The organism is Campylobacter sp. CNRCH_2015_1657, from assembly GCF_025772685.1.
Taxonomy (GTDB): domain Bacteria; phylum Campylobacterota; class Campylobacteria; order Campylobacterales; family Campylobacteraceae; genus Campylobacter_D; species Campylobacter_D lari_D.
This window is the reverse complement of record NZ_JAKMSO010000001.1, coordinates 236467-261026: the sequence shown is the minus strand read 5'-3', so window position 1 is coordinate 261026 and position 24560 is coordinate 236467. Positions and strand designations below refer to the sequence as shown.

At 29.3% G+C, this 24560-nt stretch carries 26 protein-coding genes; 5 read left to right on the top strand and 21 right to left on the bottom strand.

What is annotated here, in order from left to right; genetic code table 11:
• Positions 1 to 39 precede the first annotated feature (39 nt).
• From L8X27_RS01290 to L8X27_RS01260, 7 genes are read right to left on the bottom strand one after another with little or no spacing between them, the layout of a single operon-like run.
• Entirely contained in the window at positions 40 to 447 is a 408-nt protein-coding gene (locus L8X27_RS01290) for an exporting protein (protein WP_133318977.1), read from the bottom strand.
• 29 nt (positions 448 to 476) lie between these two features.
• A complete protein-coding gene (locus L8X27_RS01285; protein ID WP_258107334.1) occupies positions 477 to 740 on the bottom strand; it encodes a DUF2018 family protein in 264 nt (87 codons plus the stop codon).
• A gap of 2 nt (positions 741 to 742) precedes the next feature.
• Positions 743 to 1369: an HAD family hydrolase gene (locus L8X27_RS01280; protein WP_263659848.1), complete on the bottom strand. Its 627-nt coding sequence runs from the start codon at positions 1367 to 1369 to the stop codon at positions 743 to 745.
• Positions 1366 to 1698: a hypothetical protein gene (locus L8X27_RS01275; protein WP_258107332.1), complete on the bottom strand. Its 333-nt coding sequence runs from the start codon at positions 1696 to 1698 to the stop codon at positions 1366 to 1368. Before L8X27_RS01275 ends, L8X27_RS01280 begins: the two co-directional genes overlap by 4 nt.
• Positions 1695 to 3320, bottom strand: a complete 1626-nt coding sequence (locus L8X27_RS01270) for a cation:proton antiporter (RefSeq protein ID WP_133318882.1) — start codon at positions 3318 to 3320, stop codon at positions 1695 to 1697. Before L8X27_RS01270 ends, L8X27_RS01275 begins: the two co-directional genes overlap by 4 nt.
• A 24-nt stretch (positions 3321 to 3344) precedes the next feature.
• Complete coding sequence (locus L8X27_RS01265; protein ID WP_039668403.1) at positions 3345 to 3719, bottom strand: heat shock protein transcriptional repressor HspR; 375 nt, start codon at positions 3717 to 3719, stop codon at positions 3345 to 3347.
• A gap of 12 nt (positions 3720 to 3731) precedes the next feature.
• Positions 3732 to 4604 (bottom strand): J domain-containing protein, encoded by an 873-nt coding sequence (locus tag L8X27_RS01260; RefSeq protein WP_263659850.1) that lies wholly within the window; start codon positions 4602 to 4604, stop codon positions 3732 to 3734.
• Positions 4605 to 4756: 152 nt separating this feature from the next.
• On the opposite strand from L8X27_RS01260, the gene L8X27_RS01255 reads away from it, so the two are divergent.
• The 5 genes from L8X27_RS01255 to tpx are packed head-to-tail and all read left to right on the top strand — an operon-like array spanning position 4757 to position 10711.
• Entirely contained in the window at positions 4757 to 6172 is a 1416-nt protein-coding gene (locus L8X27_RS01255) for a DegQ family serine endoprotease (RefSeq protein WP_133318880.1), read from the top strand.
• Between the two features lie 12 nt (positions 6173 to 6184).
• Positions 6185 to 6859, top strand: a complete 675-nt coding sequence (locus tag L8X27_RS01250) for a response regulator transcription factor (RefSeq protein WP_039626094.1) — start codon at positions 6185 to 6187, stop codon at positions 6857 to 6859.
• A complete protein-coding gene (locus L8X27_RS01245) occupies positions 6856 to 8097 on the top strand; it encodes an ArsS family sensor histidine kinase (RefSeq protein WP_133318879.1) in 1242 nt (413 codons plus the stop codon). Before L8X27_RS01250 ends, L8X27_RS01245 begins: the two co-directional genes overlap by 4 nt.
• A 7-nt stretch (positions 8098 to 8104) precedes the next feature.
• A complete protein-coding gene (locus L8X27_RS01240) occupies positions 8105 to 10126 on the top strand; it encodes an ATP-dependent helicase (protein ID WP_263671359.1) in 2022 nt (673 codons plus the stop codon).
• Between the two features lie 60 nt (positions 10127 to 10186).
• Positions 10187 to 10711, top strand: a complete 525-nt coding sequence (gene tpx / locus L8X27_RS01235) for a thiol peroxidase (protein ID WP_258107330.1) — start codon at positions 10187 to 10189, stop codon at positions 10709 to 10711.
• Positions 10712 to 10769: 58 nt separating this feature from the next.
• On the opposite strand, the gene msrA is transcribed toward tpx, so the two are convergent.
• From msrA to pstC, 14 genes are all read right to left on the bottom strand, one after another.
• Positions 10770 to 11267 (bottom strand): peptide-methionine (S)-S-oxide reductase MsrA, encoded by a 498-nt coding sequence (gene msrA / locus L8X27_RS01230; RefSeq protein ID WP_263671360.1) that lies wholly within the window; start codon positions 11265 to 11267, stop codon positions 10770 to 10772.
• The gene (locus tag L8X27_RS01225) at positions 11257 to 11622 is read right to left on the bottom strand and encodes a hydrogenase maturation nickel metallochaperone HypA (RefSeq protein WP_039618337.1); all 366 of its coding nucleotides are present in this window, start codon (positions 11620 to 11622) and stop codon (positions 11257 to 11259) included. The genes msrA and L8X27_RS01225 overlap by 11 nt, the downstream gene beginning before the upstream one ends.
• Entirely contained in the window at positions 11622 to 12593 is a 972-nt protein-coding gene (hypE, locus tag L8X27_RS01220; RefSeq protein ID WP_263671361.1) for a hydrogenase expression/formation protein HypE, read from the bottom strand. The genes L8X27_RS01225 and hypE overlap by 1 nt, the downstream gene beginning before the upstream one ends.
• 1 nt (position 12594) lies before the next feature.
• Positions 12595 to 13686 carry a hydrogenase formation protein HypD gene (hypD, locus tag L8X27_RS01215; protein ID WP_263671363.1) on the bottom strand — a complete coding sequence of 364 codons (1092 nt, stop codon included), beginning with the start codon at positions 13684 to 13686 and terminating at the stop codon, positions 12595 to 12597.
• A complete protein-coding gene (locus L8X27_RS01210; RefSeq protein ID WP_012661500.1) occupies positions 13673 to 13954 on the bottom strand; it encodes a HypC/HybG/HupF family hydrogenase formation chaperone in 282 nt (93 codons plus the stop codon). Before L8X27_RS01210 ends, hypD begins: the two co-directional genes overlap by 14 nt.
• On the bottom strand, positions 13954 to 14688 hold the full coding sequence (gene hypB, locus L8X27_RS01205; protein ID WP_263660346.1) for a hydrogenase nickel incorporation protein HypB: 735 nt from the start codon (positions 14686 to 14688) through the stop codon (positions 13954 to 13956). The genes L8X27_RS01210 and hypB overlap by 1 nt, the downstream gene beginning before the upstream one ends.
• 63 nt (positions 14689 to 14751) lie before the next feature.
• Positions 14752 to 16950 carry a carbamoyltransferase HypF gene (gene hypF, locus L8X27_RS01200; protein WP_263680973.1) on the bottom strand — a complete coding sequence of 733 codons (2199 nt, stop codon included), beginning with the start codon at positions 16948 to 16950 and terminating at the stop codon, positions 14752 to 14754.
• Positions 16931 to 18445: a hypothetical protein gene (locus L8X27_RS01195; RefSeq protein WP_263680971.1), complete on the bottom strand. Its 1515-nt coding sequence runs from the start codon at positions 18443 to 18445 to the stop codon at positions 16931 to 16933. The genes hypF and L8X27_RS01195 overlap by 20 nt, the downstream gene beginning before the upstream one ends.
• Positions 18446 to 18521: 76 nt before the next feature.
• Positions 18522 to 19187: a M48 family metallopeptidase gene (locus L8X27_RS01190; protein WP_263680969.1), complete on the bottom strand. Its 666-nt coding sequence runs from the start codon at positions 19185 to 19187 to the stop codon at positions 18522 to 18524.
• Positions 19163 to 20479, bottom strand: coding sequence for an MATE family efflux transporter (locus tag L8X27_RS01185; protein ID WP_263671370.1), 1317 nt, complete (start codon positions 20477 to 20479; stop codon positions 19163 to 19165). Before L8X27_RS01185 ends, L8X27_RS01190 begins: the two co-directional genes overlap by 25 nt.
• 71 nt (positions 20480 to 20550) lie before the next feature.
• Positions 20551 to 21762: a DUF2920 family protein gene (locus tag L8X27_RS01180; protein WP_263680968.1), complete on the bottom strand. Its 1212-nt coding sequence runs from the start codon at positions 21760 to 21762 to the stop codon at positions 20551 to 20553.
• 59 nt (positions 21763 to 21821) lie between these two features.
• Complete coding sequence (gene pstB / locus L8X27_RS01175; protein ID WP_087700725.1) at positions 21822 to 22562, bottom strand: phosphate ABC transporter ATP-binding protein PstB; 741 nt, start codon at positions 22560 to 22562, stop codon at positions 21822 to 21824.
• Complete coding sequence (gene pstA / locus L8X27_RS01170; protein ID WP_133318866.1) at positions 22559 to 23647, bottom strand: phosphate ABC transporter permease PstA; 1089 nt, start codon at positions 23645 to 23647, stop codon at positions 22559 to 22561. The genes pstB and pstA overlap by 4 nt, the downstream gene beginning before the upstream one ends.
• A complete protein-coding gene (gene pstC / locus L8X27_RS01165; RefSeq protein WP_047208303.1) occupies positions 23644 to 24558 on the bottom strand; it encodes a phosphate ABC transporter permease subunit PstC in 915 nt (304 codons plus the stop codon). The genes pstA and pstC overlap by 4 nt, the downstream gene beginning before the upstream one ends.
• Positions 24559 to 24560 lie beyond the last annotated feature (2 nt).

The window sequence follows — 24560 nt, the reverse complement described above, 5'->3', positions numbered from 1 at the left end:
CCTTAATTTTCTTATAATTATATTTTATTAAATTTTACTTTAGTTTTGATTAAGAGTGACTTTTCTAGGATCTAAAAATTCCACTTCTAATCTTTTATCTCTATCTTCTATGTAGATAGTGAAAATAGCCTCACCTTTTTTAAAATCACTAAATTCAAGTATTAATCTTGCTCTATCTATGTGTGGATTTTTATAATCAGGCACTAAAGTTTGATCTACCCAATTTAAATTTCTTCTTAAAGACATCACAAATTGCCTAGGGTATTTTTTATACCTTGAATGAACGATGATATTAGTTTGATCAAATAAAGTCCATGAAAAGTCAAAATAATAAATCTCATCAGGATAGTCAATTTCTTTTATTTTTACACTTGCTTTTTCATCTTTACTTAAGGTAAATTTATAAGTATAATCAAAAAATACTTCAGCTTTTAAAAAATTAAACATCAAAAATAAAGATAAGAATAAACGCAAAATCAACCCTCATGCCCTAAAATTTCAGCACTTAAGCCTATATAAAAATCATTTTTTCTCTCATCTATTAAGAGTGAATTTTCCATTTGAAATTGTGCTACATCATTTTCATTTAAATTATTTTTTTCTAAAAGCTCTATCATAGCGATATGATCGGCTAATAATTTTTCTAAAACATTTTCTAATGCACCTAAATTTGCATATTTTATTGTTTCAATAAATTTTTCTTTAGGGCTTTTTGCAAACATTTCATCAAAAATATCCATTTTTATCCTTTTATGTAAGTTTGAATTTTTTCTATTAAAGTAGTTTTATCGTTAGCTTCATCTAAGTCTTTAATTTCTTTTTGCCAAGAAATATGTATATAATCCATCTTAGCATTTTTAGCACAAAGTCTGTCTTTTAAGCTATCGCCTATGAAAATACTTTTTTCATATTTTGCTTCATCTGCGATTAATCTTAGCATCATAGGATCAGGCTTAGCTTCTATACCATAACTAACACCTAATATTTTATCAAAATATGAAAGAATGTTTTGTTTTTTTAAAATAGGTACCAAGCTTTCTTGAGGTGCATTTGTGGCTATAGCTAAATAGCAATCATTTTTTTTACAAAATTCCAAAACCTCAAGCACACCATCAAAAAGCACCACGCTTTGATCATAATGCTTAATAAAATACTTCTCATAACCTTCTTTAAAGCTAGTATGTGAGTAAGTATCAACCCCATAAAAAATCTTAGCATAATTTTGCCCAGGAGTATTGATAGTATCTAAAATAAACTCTCTTTTTAAAGGTTCTAAATTTAAATCAGCTCTTATTTCATTTACCGCACATACTATAGCATTAGCACTATCTATAAGCGTGCCATCCATATCAAAAATTACATTTATCAATATTCATCCTTAAATTTAATTTTATGTTTGTCTTTTTTATAACTTTGATTATTTTTTAGCTTATATAAGGCATTGGCTTTTGAAGCTAAGGTTTTTTGGTCTAAACTTTCATCTAAACACTCATTTACAAAAATCTCCAAAGCCTTAGTATAAGTAGAATCTAAAAACACCGCTTGAATTTTCTCAAAGATTTTAGCATTTTTTTGCATTCTTTCCCTAAAAAGAGTTAAATCAAAATCTTCTCTTTTTAAAGCACTCACAGCAGAATTAGTAAATTTTTCTAAAGCTCTTACATATTTTACCCTTAAAGCTTTTTCATCATTTTTCATTCTGCTGCACTTGTATTGATTCTACATTGTAATGCTTCTTGTACTAAATTTCTTGCTATTGAAGCTTCAGCATCTACAATATGTAAATGTTTATCAGTATGTGGGAAAATGATCTTAGCACCTGTACCACTTGTTTTTAAAACCGTTTGTATGGGTTTGTTAAAGCTAGAAAGCACTTGATAGAGCATATCAAGCTTAGCTTCATTACTTATAGTTATAATAGCAACTGAGCATTCTTCTATATTTGCTACTTTTAATGTTTCTACTTGGGCTACATTTGCAAAAAAGATATTTTCATTTCTACTGCGGCCAAGTTCAACTAAATTTAAATCACTTTCTAAAACCAAATATGGAATGCCTGTTTTTTTGATCTTTTGCACCACTTCTTGACCTAATCTTGTATAACCAAAAATGATAAAATGATCTTTCATTTTTTGATCACATAAATAAAATTTAGCCATATCATTTTGCTCACCTTCGGCTGCGTTGGCTATTTTTCTAAGATTATTTAAAATAAAAGGCGTTGCAACCATAGTGACGATAGAAACTATAATAAAAATTTGCGCTGTTTTTTCATCTATAAGTGAATTTACTTGCATTAACGAAAATACTGCTAGCGCAAATTCTCCAATTTGAGAAATACTCAAAGCAGTTTTTAACGCTACTCTTTTTCTTGTGTAAAGAATTAAAAGACCATAAATTACTACAAATTTTATCAATAAAACCAAGCTTACAAAAACAAAAATCAAAAACCAATTTTCAAAAACTATATGAAAATCAATTTGCAAACCAACACTGATAAAGAAAAATCCTAAAAGCAAATCTCTAAAAGGAACCAAATCTGCTTCTATTTTATGTTTATATTTAGTTTCAGCTATCAAGGCTCCAGCTATGAATGCTCCAAGTGAGTATGAAAAACCAAAAGAATGAGCCAAAAAACTCGCTCCTATTACGGTAAAAAGTATGGTAGCGATGAAAATTTCATTTGCATTAGTTTTAATGATGAATTTTAAAACATAAGTAAAAAGGTATTTGCCTATAAAATAAAGCAAAACAAGTAAAATCACAGCACTGACTAAAGTTGTAAGTAAAAGTTTTGAAATATCAGCATTTTGAGAACTAAATATATCAATCATTAATAGCAGTGGTATCACAGCAATATCTTGAAAAAGTAAAATTCCTAAAGCTTTTCTGCCGTATTCTTCGTTGATATCGCCATTATCATTAAGTATTTTTAAAACTATAGCAGTGGAAGATAAGGCTAGAGCAAAACCTGCTATCATTGCGATATGGCTTGCTATACCTAAAATATAAGTTACAAGTAAAGTACAAACCAAACCACAAGTTAGCATTTGCAAACTTCCATTTAAAAATACTTCTTTTTTCATTGCTAAAAGATGTTTAAATGAAAATTCAAGCCCTATGGTAAACATTAAAAAAACTATGCCAAATTCAGCTACATGTATAACAAATTCATTAGTGCTAAAACCATAAAATTCACGCACAAATAAACCTGTAGCTATATAACCTATAATAGTTGGAATACCAAATTTTTTAAGTATAACATTAAGTATGACAGCAACTGCTACTGCGGTTAAAAATAAAGTTATAAAAGCATCCACTCACCAACCTTTTGTAATGTTTTATTATTTTATTTTTTCTAAAAAAATTAAATCAAAATTACTTCTATGTTTAACTACTGCTCTTGATTTTGAAGGATTATCTCTTCTATCAAGTTCTAATCTTAACTCTTCAATAGTGTTTTCAAACTCATCAATTTTTGTTTTTAGTTTTAAAATCACATCAACACCAGCCAAATTAACCCCAAGATCTCTTGTTAAGCGTAAAATCATTTTGATTCTATCTATATCTTTTTGAGAATAAAGCCTCATTTTACCATCGGTTCTACTTGGCTCAACTAAACCTTCTTTTTCATATTGTCTTAGAGTTTGTGGATGTATACTTAAAACTTTTGCAACAACACTTATAAGATACACCGGTTCATCATAACTATGCTCCATTACTTACTCCTTTCAAGGTAATTTTTCTTCTAAAATTTTTACAAATTCAGGATCAAGGCTATTAATATCAGGTATTTTTACATTTAAAATTAAATACATATCCCCATAAAGATCTGTTTTTCTGTTTTGCACTCCATAGCCTTTAAGTCTAATTTTTTGATTGTTTTTAGAATTTGGCGGTATGGTGATTTTAACTTCTTTTCTTGGGGTATGCACACTGATTTTATCTCCAAAAAGCGCTGTTTTTAAGCTAATTTCAACCTTTTTGTACAAATCATCATCTTCTCTTTCATATTCATCGCTTTTTTCAAGTTCAACTTTTAAAATCAAATCCCCTCTTTGCCCTTGAAAGCTTTTTCCTTTACCTCGTATGCGTAGCTTTTCGCCATCTTTTATGCCATGTGGAATTTTGATTTTAACTTGCTCGTTATTTATATTTACCAAATGCTCACCACCTAAAATTCCTTTTTCAAAAGGAATTTTAACACTTGCTTGCAAGTCTAAATCTTCTTCAAATCCTCCAAATCCTCCAAAGCCACTTCTAAAATTATTACTAGAACTAAAACCGCCACTAAATCCTCCAAAGCCTCCGCCAAAAATATTTTTTAAAATATCATTGATGTCAGCTCCACCTGCATTTCTTGAAAAATCATGAAAACTTTGCCCACCAAACATAGAATCGCCATATCTATCATACTGAGCTCTTTTTTTCTCATCACTTAAAATTTCATAAGCGGCGTTAATTTCTTTGAATTTTTCCTCAGCACCATTTTCTTTGTTAATATCAGGATGATATTGTCTTGCTAATTTTCTATAAGCTTTTTTTATCTCATCTGCACTAGCGTTTTGCGAAACTCCTAGTGTTTCATATAAACTATTACTCATTTTTATTATTCCTTAATTTTTTATAAGATTATATCAAAAACTTTAGTCTTAGTCAATCAACTTTTATAAGTTTTAAAACTAAAGGTTTTATTTACAATTGTGTAAAAATAAAATTTTATACTTGCATTAAATGATTTTACAAAGGATAAAACATGAAAAAAACTATGATTCTTTCTTTGGCATTGGCAACTAGTCTTTTTAGTGCTAGTATTGATTTTAAACAAGCAGATGATAATGTAAAAAGAACTTTACCAACTGATAATCAAAATACTATACTTTCTTATCATGATTCCATACAAAAAGTTAAAAATTCAGTTGTAAATATCTCAACTTCTAAAACTGTTCAAAGTAGTTCATTTGGAATTGATGATTTTTTCAATGACCCTTATTTTAGACAATTTTTTGGTTTTGATTTCCCACAAGCTCCAAAAAATAAAAAAAATAAAGAAGTTGTAAGTTCATTGGGTTCTGGTGTAATTATTTCAAGCGATGGTTATATTATAACAAATAATCATGTTATAGAAGATGCTGAAAAAATCACTGTAAATTTACCTGATTCTAGCACTGAATATAAAGCTAAATTAATCGGTGCTGATCCTAAAACAGATTTAGCAGTGATAAAAATAGAAGCAAAAAACTTACCCGCAGTAGTTTTTGCTGATTCAGATAAATTACTAGAAGGTGATGTAGTGTTTGCTTTGGGTAATCCTTTTGGTGTTGGAAGTAGTGTTACAAGTGGGATTATTTCGGCCTTAAATAAAAACAATATAGGTCTAAATCAATATGAAAATTTCATCCAAACTGATGCTTCTATTAATCCTGGAAATTCAGGCGGAGCTTTGGTAGATAGTAGAGGAGCTTTAGTTGGGATAAATTCAGCCATACTTTCAAGAAGTGGTGGAAATAATGGCATAGGTTTTGCAATCCCTTCTAATATGGCAAAATCTATTGCACAAAAACTTATTGAGCATGGAAAAATTGAAAGAGGATATTTAGGCGTAGTCATAGGAGCTTTAACTCAAGATATTAAAAAAGCCTATACTAATCAAGAAGGTGCTTTAATCACTGAAGTACAAAAAGATTCAGCAGCTTATAATGCAGGGTTAAAAAGAGGAGATTTGATTATAAAAGTAGATAAAACTGTGATTAAAAGCCCTATGGATTTAAAAAACTACATAGGAAGTATTGATCCAAAACAAGCAGTAGAAGTAACTTATGAAAGAGATAATAAAGTCAAAACAGCTAAATTTATGTTAAAAACAGATGAAAAGTCGCTACAATATGAAAAAGGTTATATTGATGGTCTAAAATTAGTGGAACTTGACTCTAAGAATAGACAGCAATACCGCATACCTGAAAGTATTAGTGGTATTTTAATTACCGAAGTTACTCCAAAATCAAAAGCTGAAAAAATAGGTTTTGAGCAAGGTGATATTATTATAGGTGTTGATCAGTATGAAATTTCAAATTTTAAAGAATTATCTAAGGCTTTAGAATTAAATAAAGGTAAAGAGTATGTTAAAATTTGGATTAATAGAGGCGGATTTGTAAGAGCTTTACTTTTTTAAGAAAGGAAAAAAATGACAAATATTTTAATGATAGAAGATGATTTAGAATTAGCAGAGATTATAGCTGAATATTTAGAGCAATTTGATATGAAAGTAGATATTGCTCATGAGCCTTATATAGGTCTTTCAAGACTTGCTTTAAATCCTTATGATTTAATCATTTTGGATTTAAGCTTACCTGGACTTGATGGACTTGAAGTATGCGAGGAAATTCGTAAAAAATATGATACACCTATTATCATTTCAAGTGCAAGGCATGATATTAGCGATAAGGTTGCAGCACTTGATTTGGGTGCAGATGATTATTTACCAAAACCATATAATCCTCAAGAACTTCAAGCAAGAATTAAAAGTCATTTAAGAAGAATTTCAAACACAAAAACTGCTCAAGCTCAAGTTAAAAAAGATCTTGTATATGATAAATATAAACATACTATCACTATGAAAGATCAAGAAATTAGCTTTACTAATGCTGAATTTGATATTTTGAGTTATTTAATTAAAAAAGAAGGTGGAGTGGTAAGCCGCGAAGAGCTTGTGTATAATTGTAGCTCTATTAGTGAAGATTCTAGTAATAAAAGTATAGATGTAATCATTAGTAGAATCAGACAAAAAATCGGAGATGATCCTAAAACTCCAAAATACATTCATTCAATCAGAGGTATAGGATATAAATTAACTCAATGAATAAATCATCAATTTTTTATACTATAACCTTTGTTTTTTTGCTTGCAAGCGTTAGTGTAATTTTAGCTTTTTTATGGCTTATAAAATATGATCAACAAAATTACACTAATGAGCTTAATGCAAAATATTCTTTTATAGCTAATGCAAGATTATTATATTTTAATCATGTGATTAGTGAAAGAGAATTTTATGAGCAAACAAAAAATTACAAAATGATAGAATTAACAACTCCATCAGCCATAAGACAAATCATCTATAAAGCTGAAACTATAGCACGGGCTCAAACTAGCACAGGTGTAGTTGAAATCATTACTTTAGAAGATAATGTGTATTTAAAAATCATCTTTGATGGTAAGCTTTATTTATATAAAGATTTAGAATATCAAGGTTATCGTTATTTTGTGATCAAGCTTATTGCTAGTATAGTAGTAATGGTTTTATTGATTTTATATATTTTTATCATTAAAAAATTAAAACCACTTAGAGCTTTAAAAAGACAAATTGATAAATTTGGCGAAAATAAACTCAATGAAATTCAAAATGTTAGCAAGGGAAATGATGAAATTTCTCAAGTAGCAACAGCCTTTTATGAGTCTATTTTAAGAATTCAAAAACTAAACACTTCAAGGCAGTTTTTCTTAAGAAATATTATGCATGAGCTAAAAACCCCCATTACTAAAGGTTTAATTACTTTAGAAATGCTTGAAGATAGCAAATATAAAGAAAGATTAGTGGGTGCTTTTAATCGTTTAGAGATTTTGATTAATGAATTTGCAGCCATTGAGCAAATTACTTCGGGTGCTGGTTTGATTAATTTAAAAAAATACAATATCTTAGATCTTTTAGATGAAGCTAAAGATATAGCTATGAGTGATGATGAAAAGGTAAAAATTAGTATAAAAGAAAGTTTTAGTGTCAATGTAGATTTTAAACTTTTTACCACTGCAATGAAAAACATGATAGATAATGCGACAAAATACTCTGATGAAAATTGCGTTACTATAGAAATAACTAAAGATTATCTTTGCTTTAAAAACAAAGGAAAAGCCTTAGATAAAGACTTGAAATACTATACTCAAGCCTTTACGCAAGGCAAGAAAAATAAAGATAGTTTTGGACTTGGATTATACATTGTTAAGACTATTTTAGATTCTCATAAACTCACGCTTTATTATGAATATAAAGATGGTGTTAATCATTTTTATTTTAATGATATACAAAATATAATTTTAAACTAGGAAATTCATGCCTTTATCGCGTTTAAATGAAGAACAATATAAAGCCGCTAGTGCTCCTTTTGGACACAATCTAATTATAGCAAGTGCAGGCACGGGTAAAACTTCAACTATAGTTGCAAGAATAGCCTTTTTACTTCAAAATGGTATAAAGCCTGAAAAAATTATGCTTCTAACCTTTACAAACAAAGCTAGTAAAGAAATGATAGAAAGACTTAGTAGGTATTTTGATAAAAGCATTACTTCAAAAATCACAGCTGGAACCTTTCATAGTACTGCTTATTCTCTACTTAAAGAGTTAAATCACGATATTATTTTAAAACCTGCGAATGAGCTTAAAATTCTTTTGCGTTCTATTTTTGAAAAACGCACTTTTCATCATTTAAGCGATACTAAACCTTATATGCCAAGCTATTTGTATGATGTGTATTCTTTATTTCAAAATACTAATGCAAACTTAGATGAATTTTATAATTGGTTTTGTCAAAATTATGATGAACAAGCTGTTTATGCTGAAATTTATGAAGATATTTTAAAAGAATACGAAGAAGAAAAAATGCGTTTTAACTATGTGGATTTTAATGATTTATTGATCAAATTAAAACATGTTTTAGCTTCACATCATTTTGAATTTGATGAGATTTTAGTAGATGAATACCAAGATACTAACACCTTGCAAGGCTCGTTAATTGATGCTTTTAAAAGTAAAAGTTTGTTTTGTGTGGGTGATTATGATCAAAGTATTTATGCTTTTAATGGGGCTGATATTTCTATTATAGGAAGTTTTAAAGATAGATTTGTCGATGCAAATATTTTTACTTTAAATAAAAACTATCGTTCTAGTAAAAATATACTTGCGTTAGCTAATAAGGTTATTTTAAACAATGAAAGATTATATCCTAAAGAATTAATTGTAACTAGAGAAGGAGATTTTAAAGCGCCAAGTTTGCTAACTTTTAATGAATTATTTGATCAATACTCTACCATAGCAAAAATAATCTTACAAAGCGGGGTTAATCTTGATGAAATTGCTGTGATTTTTAGAAACAATTCTAGTGCAGATGGAGTAGAAGTAGCCTTAAGAGAACTTGGCATAGCAAGCAAAAGAAAAGGTGGAGGAAGTTTTTTTGAAAGCTTGGAAGTTAAAAACTTTTGCTCTATGCTTGCAATCGTGCTTAATCCAAAAGATATCATGGCTTTTATACATTTACTTGAATACACCAAAGGAGTTGGTGGGGTTTTGGCAAAAGATATTTTTGATGCTTTATTAAAATTAGGACATTCTAGTTTAATTAAAGGCTTTTTAAATCCTGATAGTAGTGTGAATTTAAAAAAATACAAAAAACAAAGTTACCAACTAGGACTTTTTGATGATATTGAGGAGCTAGCCTCGCCTTCAAGATTTAACTTAGAAAGCGAATTTAACACCCACCCTATTTTAAGCTTACCCAAAATCAACGAGTTTTGTGCAAAAAATCTTGAAAAAATTTATCTTTTTATTAAAAAAGCAAGTGAGTGTAAAATCTCAACCCAGCTTGTAGATTTGATTTTAGAAAATGATTATTTTAAAGAAATTTGTGATATTTTGGCAACTAAAAGAGCGACTAATAAAAATTCCAATGTTGATTTAAATAAAAAAAATGAAATTTTAGAAAAAATCAACGCGAAAATGTTTGTATTAAAAGAACTTGCTAAAAATTATAGTGATAATTATAAATACTATAACTTTCTTACTCTTGGCGCTAGTGAAATGAGTAGTGGTAGTGGGGTTAATCTTTTAAGCATACATGCTAGTAAGGGGCTTGAGTTTGAACTTGTATTTGTAATTGATCTTGCACAAGGAAGATTTCCTAATCAAAAACTCATGAGCATGGGTGGAAGTTTGGAAGAAGAAAGAAGGCTTTTTTATGTAGCTGTAACTAGAGCTAAAGATACTTTATACTTAAGCTATGCAAAATATGATAAGATTAAAAAAAGCAATTATCAACCCTCGTGTTTTCTAATCGAAGCAGGTATGTGCAAAGAAGAATAAAAATAAGACTTTATTAATCTTTTTATATTATGATTAATAAAAATCATTCAAGGAGAAAAAATGAATAGTGTATTATTCAAAGGAAATAAAGTAAATTTAAAAGGAAACAACATCCAAGTTGGCGACATGGCTCCAAATATCACTTTAAAAGCCAAAGATCTTTCAGGTGTTGAAATTGCTCCAAAAGGTAAAACTCAAATTATTATCAGCGTACCAAGCCTTGATACTCCAGTATGTGCAACTGAAGCTAGAGAATTTAATAAAAAAGCAGCAGCAAGCGGTGTAGAAGTAATCGTAGTTAGTATGGACTTACCATTTGCTATGGGTCGTTTTTGCTCAACTGAAGGTATAGATAATTTAACTGTCGCGAGTGATTTTGTTTCTAAAGAATTTGGTGAAAAATATGGTGTTTTAATGGCTGATGGTCCGCTTGAGGGAATTTTAGCTAGAGCAGTGTTTGTAATTAAAGATGGCGTAGTTGCTTATAAAGAATTAGTAAATGAAGTAACAGAACTTCCTAATATGCAAGCTTTAGAAAATTTCTTTAGTCAAAGTTGTGGATGTGGTGGTTGTGGTTGCCACTAAATTTTAAAAGCCTGTAAAAGGCTTTTAAATCTAACTGCAAAAATACTTAAAAACAATATTAGCAAACCTTTTCTAATTTTGGAGCAATAACAAATCTACAATAAGCTTGGCTAGGATTATTTTTAAAATATTTTTGATGATAGTTTTCAGCCTTATAAAATTTTTCTAGTTTTAAAACTTGTGTAACTATGTCTTTAGTGTAATATTTTTGTGCTTTTTGTAAAAAATTGCTAATAATTTTTAACTCCTCATTAGTTTGATAAAAAATAACTGATCTATACTGCGTTCCTTCATCAGCTCCTTGTTTATCTAAGCTTGTTGGATCGTGCATTTTGAGAAAAATTTCTAAGATTTTTTCTAATGAAATTTGTTTTTCATCATAAATTATCTTAGCTACTTCTATATTCCCATCACCATTTATCACGCTTTCATAATTTGGATTTGGCTTACCACCGCTATAACCTACTTCTGTATAAACTACGCCTTTAATTTCATCAAACACAGCTTGAGTACACCAAAAACAACCCGCACCTAAGATAATTTCCTTATTTGTCATTATTTTCCAAATCCTCATTTTCTTTTAAAACAAGCTGCATAAGATAAAGCTCTTCTCCATCTATGATTTTTAAATCTTTATCTTCGCATTTTGGGCACCAAAAGATATTATTTTCAAGTACTCCACTAAAATGGCATTTTTGACACTCAACTACTACTTCTTGAATATGCATAATAAATTTAGCATTTTTACATAAGGGGCTATTTTCTTTAAAAGTTTCAAAGCTTCTTTGCAAAAGTGGAGGTTCAACCCCACTTAAACGCCCTATTTTAACATGCACTTCTTCAATAACTTTTCCTTGAGCATATTCTTCACAAAGTTCTAGCAAAGATTCTGTAATACTTAACTCATGCATTAGCAAATTCTTGGTAAAAGTTCGCCTTTTGGAGCTTCTAAAATGCGTTTTGCTCCATAAGCATTTTCTAAGACCACTCTTGCTTTTTTATTAGCTGTGATTTCACCTATAATAGCTGCATTAGTATTAAATTGTTTTAAAATTTCTAATGCTTTTTGTTCATCTTTTTTATCTACACAAATAATAAAAGTTCCTTCATTTGCAAGCTCATAAGGCTCATACCCAAAAAGCTCACAAACCCCCAAAACTTCATCGCAAACTGGGATTTTTTCTTCAAATATTAAAAGCTCTAAATTACTTAATTTAGACCATTCATTTAAAACCGCACTAAGCCCACCACGCGTAGCATCACGCATTGCTTTTATGGAAATATTTGCATTTAAAAGTGTTAAAACTTCATCTTTTAAGCTTTTACAATCACTTTGGATATTTGCCTCTAAATTATTTCTTTCAACCAAAACCGCACAACCATGAGCTCCAATATCCCTTGAAACTAAGATACTACAACCACTTTTTAAGTTTTTGGTATTGATTTTTTGTATATTTTTACCTATACATGAAGTATTAATGTATATTTCATCGCCTTTATTTTTAGGAACAACTTTAGTATCCCCGCAAACTAGCTTTACTCCCGCTTTATCGCATTCTTCTTTTATAGATTTTAGTATAATTTTTAACTTTTCTAGCTCAAAACCCTCTTCTAAAATTAAAGCTAATGATAAATATAGTGGTTTTGCTCCCACCATTAATACATCATTTACGCTACCACAAACTGCTAATTTTCCTATATTTATATCTTTTAAAAAGATAGGATTTAATACAAAAGAATCAGTACTAAAAGCCAAATCATCTAAAATAGCAGCGTCATTTGCTTCTTTTAAAACATCATTTTCAAAAATAGAAAAAATTTCACTTATCAAAGCATTCATTTCTTCGCCACCGCCACCATGGGCTAAAGTAATTTGCTTCATTTTATGCCTTATCTTGATAGTATTTATAATAAGCCGCACAAGCTCCTTCACTAGAAACCATACAGCTACCTATGGGATTTTTTGGAGTGCAAGCTTTTGCAAACACCTTACAATCGTAAGGCTTAGCTAAGCCTCTTAAAATTTGACCACAAATGCAAGCTTTGCTTTCATCTTTACTTTGTACTTTACAATCAAACACTTTGCTAGCATCTAAGTGTGCAAATTCATCTTTTAGACAAAGTCCGCCATTTACAATCACTCCAAGACCTCTAAATTCAAAATCACAAGGTTTAAAGTATTTTTCCACTAAAGCCTTAGCTTTTAAATTTCCTTCTTTGCTAACTACTCTGTGATATTCATTATAAACTTCAAAAGTATTTGCATTCATTTGCTCTACTATATTTAACACACTAAGCATTATATCAACTGGCTCAAAACCACTCACTGCTATAGGAGTTTTGTATTTTTTAGCAATAGGTTCGTAAATATTTGATCCTGTGATAACGCTTACATGGGAAGGCCCTAAAAAGGCGTCAATTTTTACATTTTCATCTTGCATGATAGCTTCTACCGCGGGTGGAACCAACACATGATTAATATGAAAAAATAAATTTTTTAAATTTAAAGCTATACCTTTTTCTATAATCACCCCACTCATAGGTGTAGTTGTCTCAAAACCTATGGTAAAAAAGATTATATTTTTTTCAGGGTTTTTTAAAGCTATATCTATCACATCCAAAGGTGTATAAAGTGCTCTAATATCAGCCCCTTTAGCTCTAAGATCAATTAAGCTTTCATAACTTCCTGGCACTTTAAGCATATCGCCTAATACGCAAAAGATAGTATTTGGTATACTTGCAAGCTTTAAAGCCACATCAATACGCTCTCTTGGCATAACACACACAGGACAGCCTGGGCCATGAACAAAATTAATTTCTTTTGGCAATAAATCAGGCAAACCAAATTTCATAATACTATGCGTATGTCCACCGCAAATTTCCATGATATTAATAGGCTTAGTAATTTTAGAAGCAATAAGTTCTTTTAGGGCTAAAATTCTTTCTTTATCTCTAAAATCATTAATTAAATCCATTTTTTAGCCCCATATCGCCTTCATTTTCATCGATTTGTCCATTTTGCATTTTCTCTGCTATATCAGCATAAATTTTTAAACTCTCTTGTGCAGCTTGAGTGTCGATTTTTTCCATAGCAAAACCCACATGTATAAGCACATAATCGCCTACTTTTAAAGGCTCACTTATTAAATCCAAACTTACTCTTCTTTTAACCCCTAAAGTTTCTACTATGGCTGAATTTAGCTCATCAATTTCTAAAATTTTAGAAGGTATAGAAAGACACATTAGTTAAGCTCCTTTTTCATTTTTAGATAATTTATCCAAAGATCAAATCCTGTTTTTGTTTTACTATCTAAAATCATAATATCTATTTTAGGATTTAGCCTTTTAGCTGCCATAGAAGCTGCTTTGAAATCAAAGTCAAAATGTTGAGCTAAATCGGCTTTAGTAATGACCAATAAATCAGCCTTTCTAAACATCACTGGATATTTTTCCACCTTATCGCTACCTTCTGTTACTGAAAGTAAAACTACATTTAAATGTTCACCCAAATCATAACTTGCAGGACATACCAAATTTCCCACATTTTCAACAAAAACTATATCAAGTTTGCTAAGTTTAAAATGATGTAAAGCTTCATGCACCATAAAAGCATCTAAATGACAAGTTTGTCCTGTAGTAATTTGATGAGCTAAGCCTCCTGCTTTGATAATGCGGTTTGCATCATTATTAGTTTCTAAATCTCCTTCAACCACAGCTATTTTTAAATCATCTTTTAAAGTTTTTATAGTTTCTTCTAAAAGCGTTGTTTTACCGCTTCCTGGGGAACTCATTAAATTAATACAAAGAGTATTATACTCATTAAAATGCTCTCTATTATGAGCTGCTTGATGATCATTTTTTGATAAAATTTTACTAATAACATTAATAGTTTTTTCATCTTTTAAAACTGGATTTTCATGATGGTGATCATGATGATGTTCATGTCCATTAATAGAACAACCGCAATCTTTACACATAATCTTTCCTTTATATTTTTATTTTATTGTATATAAAAAAGTATTAAAAAAATATGAGTTTTATTAAGTTTTTAAAGATAAATAATGCACAAGTTGCCCAAGTGCGATAGAACTATCATTGCAAGGAAATTGCAAAGAAGTTTTATAAGCAAAATTTTTTCGATCTAAAATTTCAAGCAAGGTTTTATTTTGAAATACTCCGCCACATAAAAGCACTTCTTCTTTAAAATCTTTTGAATATTCTATAATTAAATTTGCAATGCCATTTAGCAAACCTGTGCTAATTTTAACCTTATCTTTATCTTCTAAAGCTTGTAAAAAGGCATTTTTAAAGCAAATTTCTTTTTCTTGGATATCAAATTTGTAACTATAATCAAGATTTTTATCATAATATTTTTCCATCAAAAGTCCAATTTGCGCTTCATAATCAAGCTTTTGTATATCAAAAGCAAAAGCGCCAAAAGCATCAATAATCCTACCAAGAGAACTTGTATATAAAGAGCTTTGAGTGTGAATTTTTTTAAGATTGTTTAATTTTACTTGAGAAAATTTAGCTAAAAACTCGCTAGCTTTGCTTTCTAAATTAAAATCAAAAATTAAAGCTAAAGCTAAATTTGCGATATTTTTAATATCTGCATTAATTAGTTTGAAATTTTTAAAATGATTTAACCTTTCATAGCTTTTTAAACTCGCTCTAAAAATCTCTCCGCCCCAAATTTTTCCATCATCTCCATAGCCTGTTCCATCAAAAACAAAGGCTAAAACATCATTTTTGTAAATTTTATGTTCGAATAAACAAGCACACAAATGTGCATAGTGATGTTGCACGCGAAAATTTTTATAATCTTTAAATTCTTTTACATAGTTAAATTGTGGATGTTTATCGCTTAAAATTTGATCAAAATTTAGTTTATAAGAGTTTTGAAAGAAAGTTAAAATTTTAAAAAATCTCTCTTGTATGTCTAAACTTTTCATATCGCCTATATAAGGAGAAATGAAAATTTGATTTTTAAAAAAACATGCAAATTCGTTTTTTAACTCACTTCCTAGAGCTAGAATATTTTCTTTTGTATTAAAAATATCTGCTGTATTGATATAAAGTGGGTTAAGACCCCTTGAAGTCCTTAAAAACATAGTTTTTTCGCTAATAACTTGAGCAATGCTATCATCGCTTGAATTGTGTATTGTTCTATCATAATCAAGATAAAAATCAAACACATCACTAAGTTGCTCTAAAAGTTTTGTTTCTTCATAAATAATGCTTTGTGAGCTTAAATTAGCACTTGTTGCAATGATAGGTTTTTTAAAATGTTCAAAAAGCATTAAATGCGTTCCCATATAAGCTAACATAATACCTATTTTATTGGTATCTGGTGCTAAGCTTTTATGGATATTTTTGCTATTTAAAATAACTATGGGTTTTAAATTTGAAGTTAAAAGTTTTGCTTCAGCTTCATTAATAAAAGCTAATTCTTGAGCCATTTTAAGATCTTTTACCATGATAGCAAAAGGCTTTTTAGGGCGATTTTTGCGTATTCTAAGTTCATTTATAGCATTTTCATTTGTGCTATCACAAATTAAATGAAACCCACCCATACCTTTAAAAGCTATGATTTTACCTTCTTCTAAAAGCTTTGCAAGCAAGATAAAAGCTTTTTCATCTTTGGCTAAAATATTTTGATTTTTATCTTTTAAAAAAATAGTAATTTTACATTTTGGGCATGAGAGTGGTTGGGCATGAAAACGACGATTAGTAGGATCTTCATACTCGCTTTGACAAAAAGAACACATTTTAAACTCATCCATAGTCGTATTAACTCTATCATATGGAAGTTTTTTTATAATAGAAAATCTTGGCCCGCAATTTATGCAAGTGATGAAAGGATATTTAAAACGCGGATTTTTCTCATCGTAAAATTCATTATAGCAATCCTCACAAAGAGCAAAATCGCTTAAAATCGGGCTAAATTTTTCACTATCTTGTGAAGTACTTATGATAAATTCATTATAAGTTTTTTGAAGTTTTTTATAAGAAAAGCTAAAATCATCTATCCTAGCTAAAGGTGGTAAATTAGCAAAAAGTTTTTCTTTAAAAATTTTTAAATCATCATTGCCACACTCAAGGATTATAACAACACCTAAGCTATTATTATAAACTTCACCTTTTAAATTAAGCTCTTTAGCTATGTTAAAAATAAAAGGACGAAAGCCAACGCCTTGCACTAACCCTTTAATATGAATTTCATATCCAAAGTGGGACATCACTTAACTTAAAAAATGGTATGTGTTTAAATACATTTTTACTAAGGCTTTTATGCTCAAACAAACTCCCACTAAGCACGGCACAATCAACTTGTTCTTTAGTCCTTAAATCATCAAATAAATCCCTTAAAAAATACGCCAAACTCTCAACAACACCTAAGGCTATGATTTGATTTTCTACTCCAGCAAGCTTAAAACTCATCACACTTCTTAAGGTTTTAGTGTAATCAAATTCTTTTTGCTCATTAAGCTTAAAATCTATCCTAACACCTTTTGCCATTTTACTCTCATCTGCTAAGGCCAAAAGTGCTAATGCTGCTTTTTTCTCGTCTTTACCAAGCTCTAAAATCATCCCTACCATGCCAAAAAGATTAAAAAAATTATTAGCCATATTTAGTTCTTTTCGCACTAGGGTAAATTCTTTTTCATAATTAGCTAATAATCTCTTAGCAACATCATCTTGACTTATAGTTTCATAAAACTCATCAAAGCTTTTTGGTAAATTTAGTTTTAAAAGATTGATTTCTTTATCAAGTAAAATAATATCATCATATTTTTTACTAAGTTCTAAAAGCAAAGGCTTTTTGTCTTTAAAATCAGACAATATACAAGAAATTCTTGCAAAATTTTTATCTTCTTTTTGAAAAATCAAATTTTTAAACTCGGGTAAAATATAATCATAACCCCTACAAACTACTAGCTCATTTTCGATTAAAGCTACTTCAAAATCATCTTCAAAATGTTCTAGCTTTTTAAAATTTAAAAACTTAATTCCTTCTTTTTCAAGCTCAAAACACAAGGCAAACAAGAAAAGATTATCATATATTTTTATTTTAAAATATTCATGATTTAATTGATGATTTTGTCTAAAAATAGCATTAAATTTAAGCTTCATTAGAGGCTTTTCAACCCCTGCTAAGATTTTAAATTGCTCGTTATTGCAAGAAAAAAATGCATTGATATGTTTTGGGTCACAAGGTATTAAAAAATCATCCAATGCTTCATTAAAAATTTCAAAAGCATATATTCCTTTTGGACTTTTAAAATGCATTTTTTCTTTGTTTTTTAATTTTTCCAAGGCTTTTTTTAAATTATCGTAGAAATTTTCTTTAGTGATTTTTATAAATTCTTCTTCTATTTTAAATTCTTCTTCTACAAAAATACCCCATTCATTTTCTAAAAGCTCGCCATTAGTATAAGCATTTGCATTAAGTCTTGTTAAAAAACTTCTTTTGGTAAAGGTTTTTTCTTTTTTTATAGGTGTAAAATCTTCTTCTATAACTTTTAAGTCAAATTTGTTTAAAAAAACACTATGGCTGATATTTTCTAAATTAGAGCAAAAGGCTTGAATTTCATCTTTTTCGCCTTTAATCTTAATGATGATTTTTTCATCTTTTTGCTCATAATCATACACATAATCTTTAGCATAATAAGCTAACAAATACTCAAAAATATCATTTTTAGATTTATAATCAAAAGTAATTTCTAAAAGCAAGTTTAAAACCTTAAAATTAAATTTTTAAAAATATAAATATAACAATTTTAATTCTAAGGAAAGCTTAAAAATATACTTAAAAAATAAGACTTTTTAGAAAAATTTCTCTTGCTTTATAATCAGGCATAAATTTATATAAAAAATCATAAAATTCTTTTTGATGATGTGGGTAGATTAAATGTGTAAGTTCATGTAAAATCACATATTCTATAGCTTTTATAGGTTTTTGCATAAGTTTTAAATTTAAGTTTATGTATGCTTTTTGATGATTACAAGAACCCCATCTTGAAATCATTTCCTTGATGCAAATTCTTTGCACCTTTCTTTCAAAAGCAAATTCCCATTTTTTTATAAAATACTCAAAAATCACCCTAGCACTACGCCTTAAAAAAAGATCTAAGGCTTTTTGATTTTTTGCAAAAATTTTATCTTTTTTTATAAGAACTTTTTTATGATTTTCGTTAAAAACTAGCTTGTATTTTTTACCTAAAAAATACAATTCATCACTTGCTAAAACTACTCTTTTTAAAGAAAGTTCTTTTTCTTTGGCTCTAATCCAACTTTCATTTTTTTCTAAAAATCTTAAAACATCTCTTTGCTCATAATATAGCGGTATGCTAAGTTTGAAATTTAAATCTCTATCTATCCTAAGTCTTAAGTATTTAAGTTTTTTCTTTTCAAAAACAAAACGAAATTCTTTAAATTCTAAAATTCCTTTTATACTAGTGCTTTGCCTTGCCATTTTTTACTTTTCCATCTATATGAATTTACTATACCGCGCAAAAACTCATCTGCACAAAAACCTATCCAAACTCCTAAAATTCCAAGTCCAGCATAAAAACAAAGCACATAGCCAACCGGTAAAGAAACTCCAAGCATAAATACCACTCCACTTAAAAACGGAAACCTCGCATCACCACTTGCTCTTAGTGAATTTACCATGACTATATTGAAAGTTCTTGAGATTTCTAAGAAAATTGAAAGAGTAAAAAGTGGTATCATAAGCTCTTTTAAACTTTCTTCAAGCTTTACTATATCCATGGTAAAATCTTGCAAAACATAATTAAGCAAAGCCACAAAAGCACTTGCAATCACGCTAAAATACAAAGCTATCCAAGTATGTTTATAGGCCACATTTAAGTATTTTGCGCCGACTAATTTACCTATGATAATTTCATTTGCTACGCTTATAGCTTGCCCTACTAGCATGATAAGTAAAGAAATTTGAAAATAAATCGTTTGAACGCTTAAATTTTCTTTACCCAAGCTTGCTACAAAAGCAAAAGCTATGGTATATTGTATAAACCATATTAAATGCTCTCCTGCTGCAAAACCACCGATATTAAAAATCTTTTTAAGTACGGCTCTTTCAAGGTTTACCATCTCTTTAATTTTAAGATGAATTTTGAGCTTAAAACTAAGTATTGCTATAAGCATGCTAAAGGCTACCAAACGCCCAAGTATATTACTAAGCCCTACCCCAAAAAGCTCTAACTTTGTAAAATGTAATATATAAAAATTTCCTATAAATATCACAACATTCATCAATAAGGTAGCAAACATAACCCAATAAGCCATATTATACACCCTAATAATAGCAGCCAAAACTATACTCATGGCGTCAAAAAACAAGCAAATTCCAAGCATGTGTAAGTAAATAGCACTATCTTTTAAAAGCTCATTTGGAATTTGTAAAAGATAAAGCAAAAACTCTCCATGCCATAAAATCAAACTTCCGCACACAAAACCAAGCAAAGCATTTAAAAATAAACTTTGATGAATTGCCTTTCTTGCTAGAGTGTAATCTTTAGCCCCTAAAGCTTGAGCAATCACTACGCTACAACCCACACTTAAAAAACTAAAAATAATGATAAATAAATCTGCTACTTGATTACCCGCACCCATAGCTCCAACTAAAAAGTTAGAATATTGCGAAACCATAACGGTGTTGATAATCAAAGAAAAATATCTTAAAAACATTTCTAGCAATATAGGCATACTAAGATGTTTGAGTGAAAGTTGTTTGCTAGCCATAAATACTCTTTTTGATAATAATCTTTTGAAAGTAAAAAGTAATTTTACTTAAAAATTACTTTTTATAAGCTTTATAATATCTCTAAAACAAATTTATCATTTTCATCTTTAAAGGTAAAAACTTTATTTTTACAAGGATAAGATATACTATCTTTTTTCATACTAAATGTTTTATCTTTTAATTTTTCAAGCATAATAGGTAATTCTTTATTAAATAATGCCTTATCAGGAATTCCACACCCATGAGTTAAATTTTTAATAAATTTACCATCTATATCTTTTTCATCTATTAGATGAAAATCTACTTCATAATTTAAAGCTTTTAAAATTTCTATCATAGAAATTTTATGATCAGCTGGAGTTAAGTCATCTTTGGCACTATGATAACTTGTATAAATAATATTTTTATTCTTTTGAGCTTGTAAAATCAAATGATCTTTATTAAGTAAAGCTCTTATTAAATAATTTTCATCAGCAAAATAATAAGGTGAGTTTGGGTTTTTGCGTGTCCAATAAGTTTTAACATTGCAATTTACAATAGTATTTGGGTCGCGAAAAGTATAATCTTCTTTATTTAGTTCTTTTCCAAGAAAATACTGCAATGGAGGCAATGCAGCACCTGAATTATCTATTACTCCATCTACATACCAAGGAGCTATTTTAGCACACATTAATGCCACTAAGCCACCGTATGACCCTCCCCCGTAAATTTTAGGTAAAGATTTAAATTGAGGATAATTTTTCATTATATCTTTTAAGGCATTGATATGATCGATAGCAGGCATAATGGCAAAATTATTATACTCATTGTTAGGTGGGATAAAAGTGGAAGTAAAATATGCTTGATAATTTTGATCTACCAAATTTTGCCCTTTTAAGCTAGAAATTGCTTGATTTAAATACTCATAATATTGCCAAGCATTATAAGTGTTTAAATTACTTGTATTGATATTTAAATTTTCCAATGCTATTTTTAAATGCGGTAAATCATCTTCCATAAAAGTAGTAGTTGCACTATATTTGTCCACATCCGATCTTCTTTGGCAAAAACAATGATAAAATACATTTACAGCTACTACATCAAATTTTTTAGCTATAAAATTTCTATAACTTTCTAGAAAATGTATATTTGCATTAGCTCCATATCCGCCTATGATGAAAACAATAGCTTTCATTTGCTTACTATCATCATAAGTAATTCTATATTCTAATTTACTTTCTCTTTTTATATTTAATTCTACATCATTACAAGAGTCTATGAAATAGGTTTGATTTATGAGCATATTAAGCCTTTTAGAAATTTTGATTAATTATATCATCAAAATTTCTAAATAAATAAAAATTATCCAAAAGCTCCATTTAAATAAGCTTTTGTTTTTTCTTCTTTAGGATTTTCAAAAAATTCCTTGCTCTCTCCAAATTCTACAAGTTCGCCTAGATGAAAAAATGCAGTATAATCAGCCACGCGCTTACCTTGTTGCATGTTATGCGTTACCATGATCATAGAAAGATTATGACTTAATTCTTTAATAAGCTCTTCTATAACGCTTGAAGATATAGGATCAAGTGCAGAAGTTGGTTCATCTAAAAGTAATAATTTTGGCTTTATGGCCAAAGCTCTTGCAATACAAAGGCGTTGTTGCTGACCACCTGAAAGTGCTAGAGCATTTTGTTTTAGTTTATCCTTTACCTCCTCAAAAAGCCCTACTTTTTTAAGACAATCTTCCACCAAAGCATCTTCTTCATCTTTGTTTTTGATCATCCCATGGAGTTTTGGAGCATAAGAAATATTATCATAAATGCTTTTTACAAAAACATTAGGTTGTTGAAATACCATTCCAACTTTTTTTCTAAGCACGACTAAATCTTGATTTTTAACATCTTTTCCATCAATCTCAACAAGACCATCGATTTTTGCTATTTTGTCATTCATCCTATTAAAACAACGCAAAAATGTGGATTTTCCACAGCCTGAAGCACCTATTAAAGCTGTGATTTTATTTTTTTGAATTTCCATATTAATATCAAATAAAGCTTGTTTTTTACCATAAAATAAATTTAGATTTGTTGTTTTTGCTATCATTTTAATTTTCCTTGAAAATATCTTCTTAAAAGTATTGCTGCTAAATTTAAAATCACCAAAAGAGATAAAAGCACTATAATCCCTGCTGCTGTTCTTTCTAAAAATGCACGCTCTGGCATAGCTGACCATGAAAAAATTTGAGCAGGTAAAACACTTGTTGGTGCAAAAACACTATTTGCCACATCAGGTATAAAAGCTATCATACCTATAATCATCAAAGGTGCCGTTTCGCCAATAGCTTGAGCTAAAGTTAAAATAGAACCTGTTAAAATCATAGGCATTGCCAAAGGTAGCATAATGCCTTTTATCATTTGAATTTTAGTCATGCCTAAAGCATATGCTGCATTTTTCATATTAATATCCACACTTTTTAAGGCAGCTTTAGTTGAAACAATAATAATAGGTAAGCTCATAATAGCCAAAGTTAATCCTCCAACTAAAGCACTAGAACGAGGCATCCCAAAAAGATTAATAAACACCCCAAGTCCTAAAAGTCCAAATAAAATACTAGGAATACTTGCAAGGTTATTAATACACACTTCTATAAAATGCGTAAATACATTTTGCGGAGCAAATTCTTCTAAATAAATAGCTGCTCCAACTCCTATTGGGATACTTACAACCATACATACTATCATCACAAGTAAAGTTCCAACCACAGAAGCAAAGATTCCTGAATTTTCAGGTGATTTAGAATCTCCATTAAGGAAAAAATTTGTGTTAAAACTTAGTTTGATTTCTTGCTTTTGAACTAATTCATCAACTAAAGTTTTTTGTTCATCGCTTAGTTTATTATAGTTTTTTTTCATATATTGATCAACTTCAGAATTTGCTAAAAGCCAAGATTTTTCTTTGATTTGACCTGTTCTTATTTTCCTTTGTTCAGCACGCGATAAAAGCTCATATGAAGGGCTATTTCTATCAGCCTGGGCATAAATGTAAGTTTGCTTAAAAGCTCCTATCCCAAGATACCCTACGCTTGATAAAAAAATACAAAGAAAAATAAGGTTTATATAAAGCCCCATTTTACAGAATCTTTTGAAATTTTTTGAAGCTTTTTTTCTTTGTTTAAAAAGTTTTTTCATAAATTTTTCCTTTTATGGAAGCGATTTATCAAATAAACGCTAAAAATATTAATGATTAATGTAATAATAAAAAGCACAAGCCCTAAAGAAAATGCACTTAAAGCTAAAGAACTATCAAAAGCTTGATCACCACTTAATGCTTCTACTATTTTTACAGTCACTGTTGTCATATCTTCTAAAAAATTCATTGTTAAATTTGGACGCAATGAAGCAGCCATAACAACAATCATTGTTTCACCTAAAGCTCTTGAAAGTCCTAAAAGACAAGCTGCAACTATACCTGGCATTGCTTCTGGTAAAATTACTGCAAAAACGACTTCTTTTTTAGTCATACCTAAAGCATAAGCTCCATTTATCCTTTTTAAACTTACAGCTTCAATGCAATCTTGTGAGAGTGAAGCCACTATAGGAACTATCATAATACCCATGATAAAACCTGCACCTAGGGCACTTTGAAAACTAGCTTCTATACCAAAAAGAGAAAAAAACCACACTATAAAAGGAGCTACCACTATGGCTGCGAAAAATCCAAAAACTACAGTAGGAATTCCTGCTATGATTTCTAAAATAGGTTTTAAATAGTTTTTAGATTTTTTACCTGCAAATACTCCAAGATAAATAGCACACATTACACCTAAAGGTAAGGCTGTTAGCATTGCTATTAATGAAATATAAAAAGTTCCCCAAAATAAACTCAAAGCACCAAAAACCCCATGCTTGCTACTTCCATCAGCACCTACAAATGCAGCATCTGCTGCCCACTGACTTGAGAATAAAAAAGTAAATACGCTTTCTTTTTGAAAAAATTTTAATGCCTCTATTAAAATAGTTAGCATAATAGCAAAGCTTACTACTACGCTAACAAAAGCACAAAGAAAAAGCGTTAATTTTATTATTTTTTCTTTTATCAATT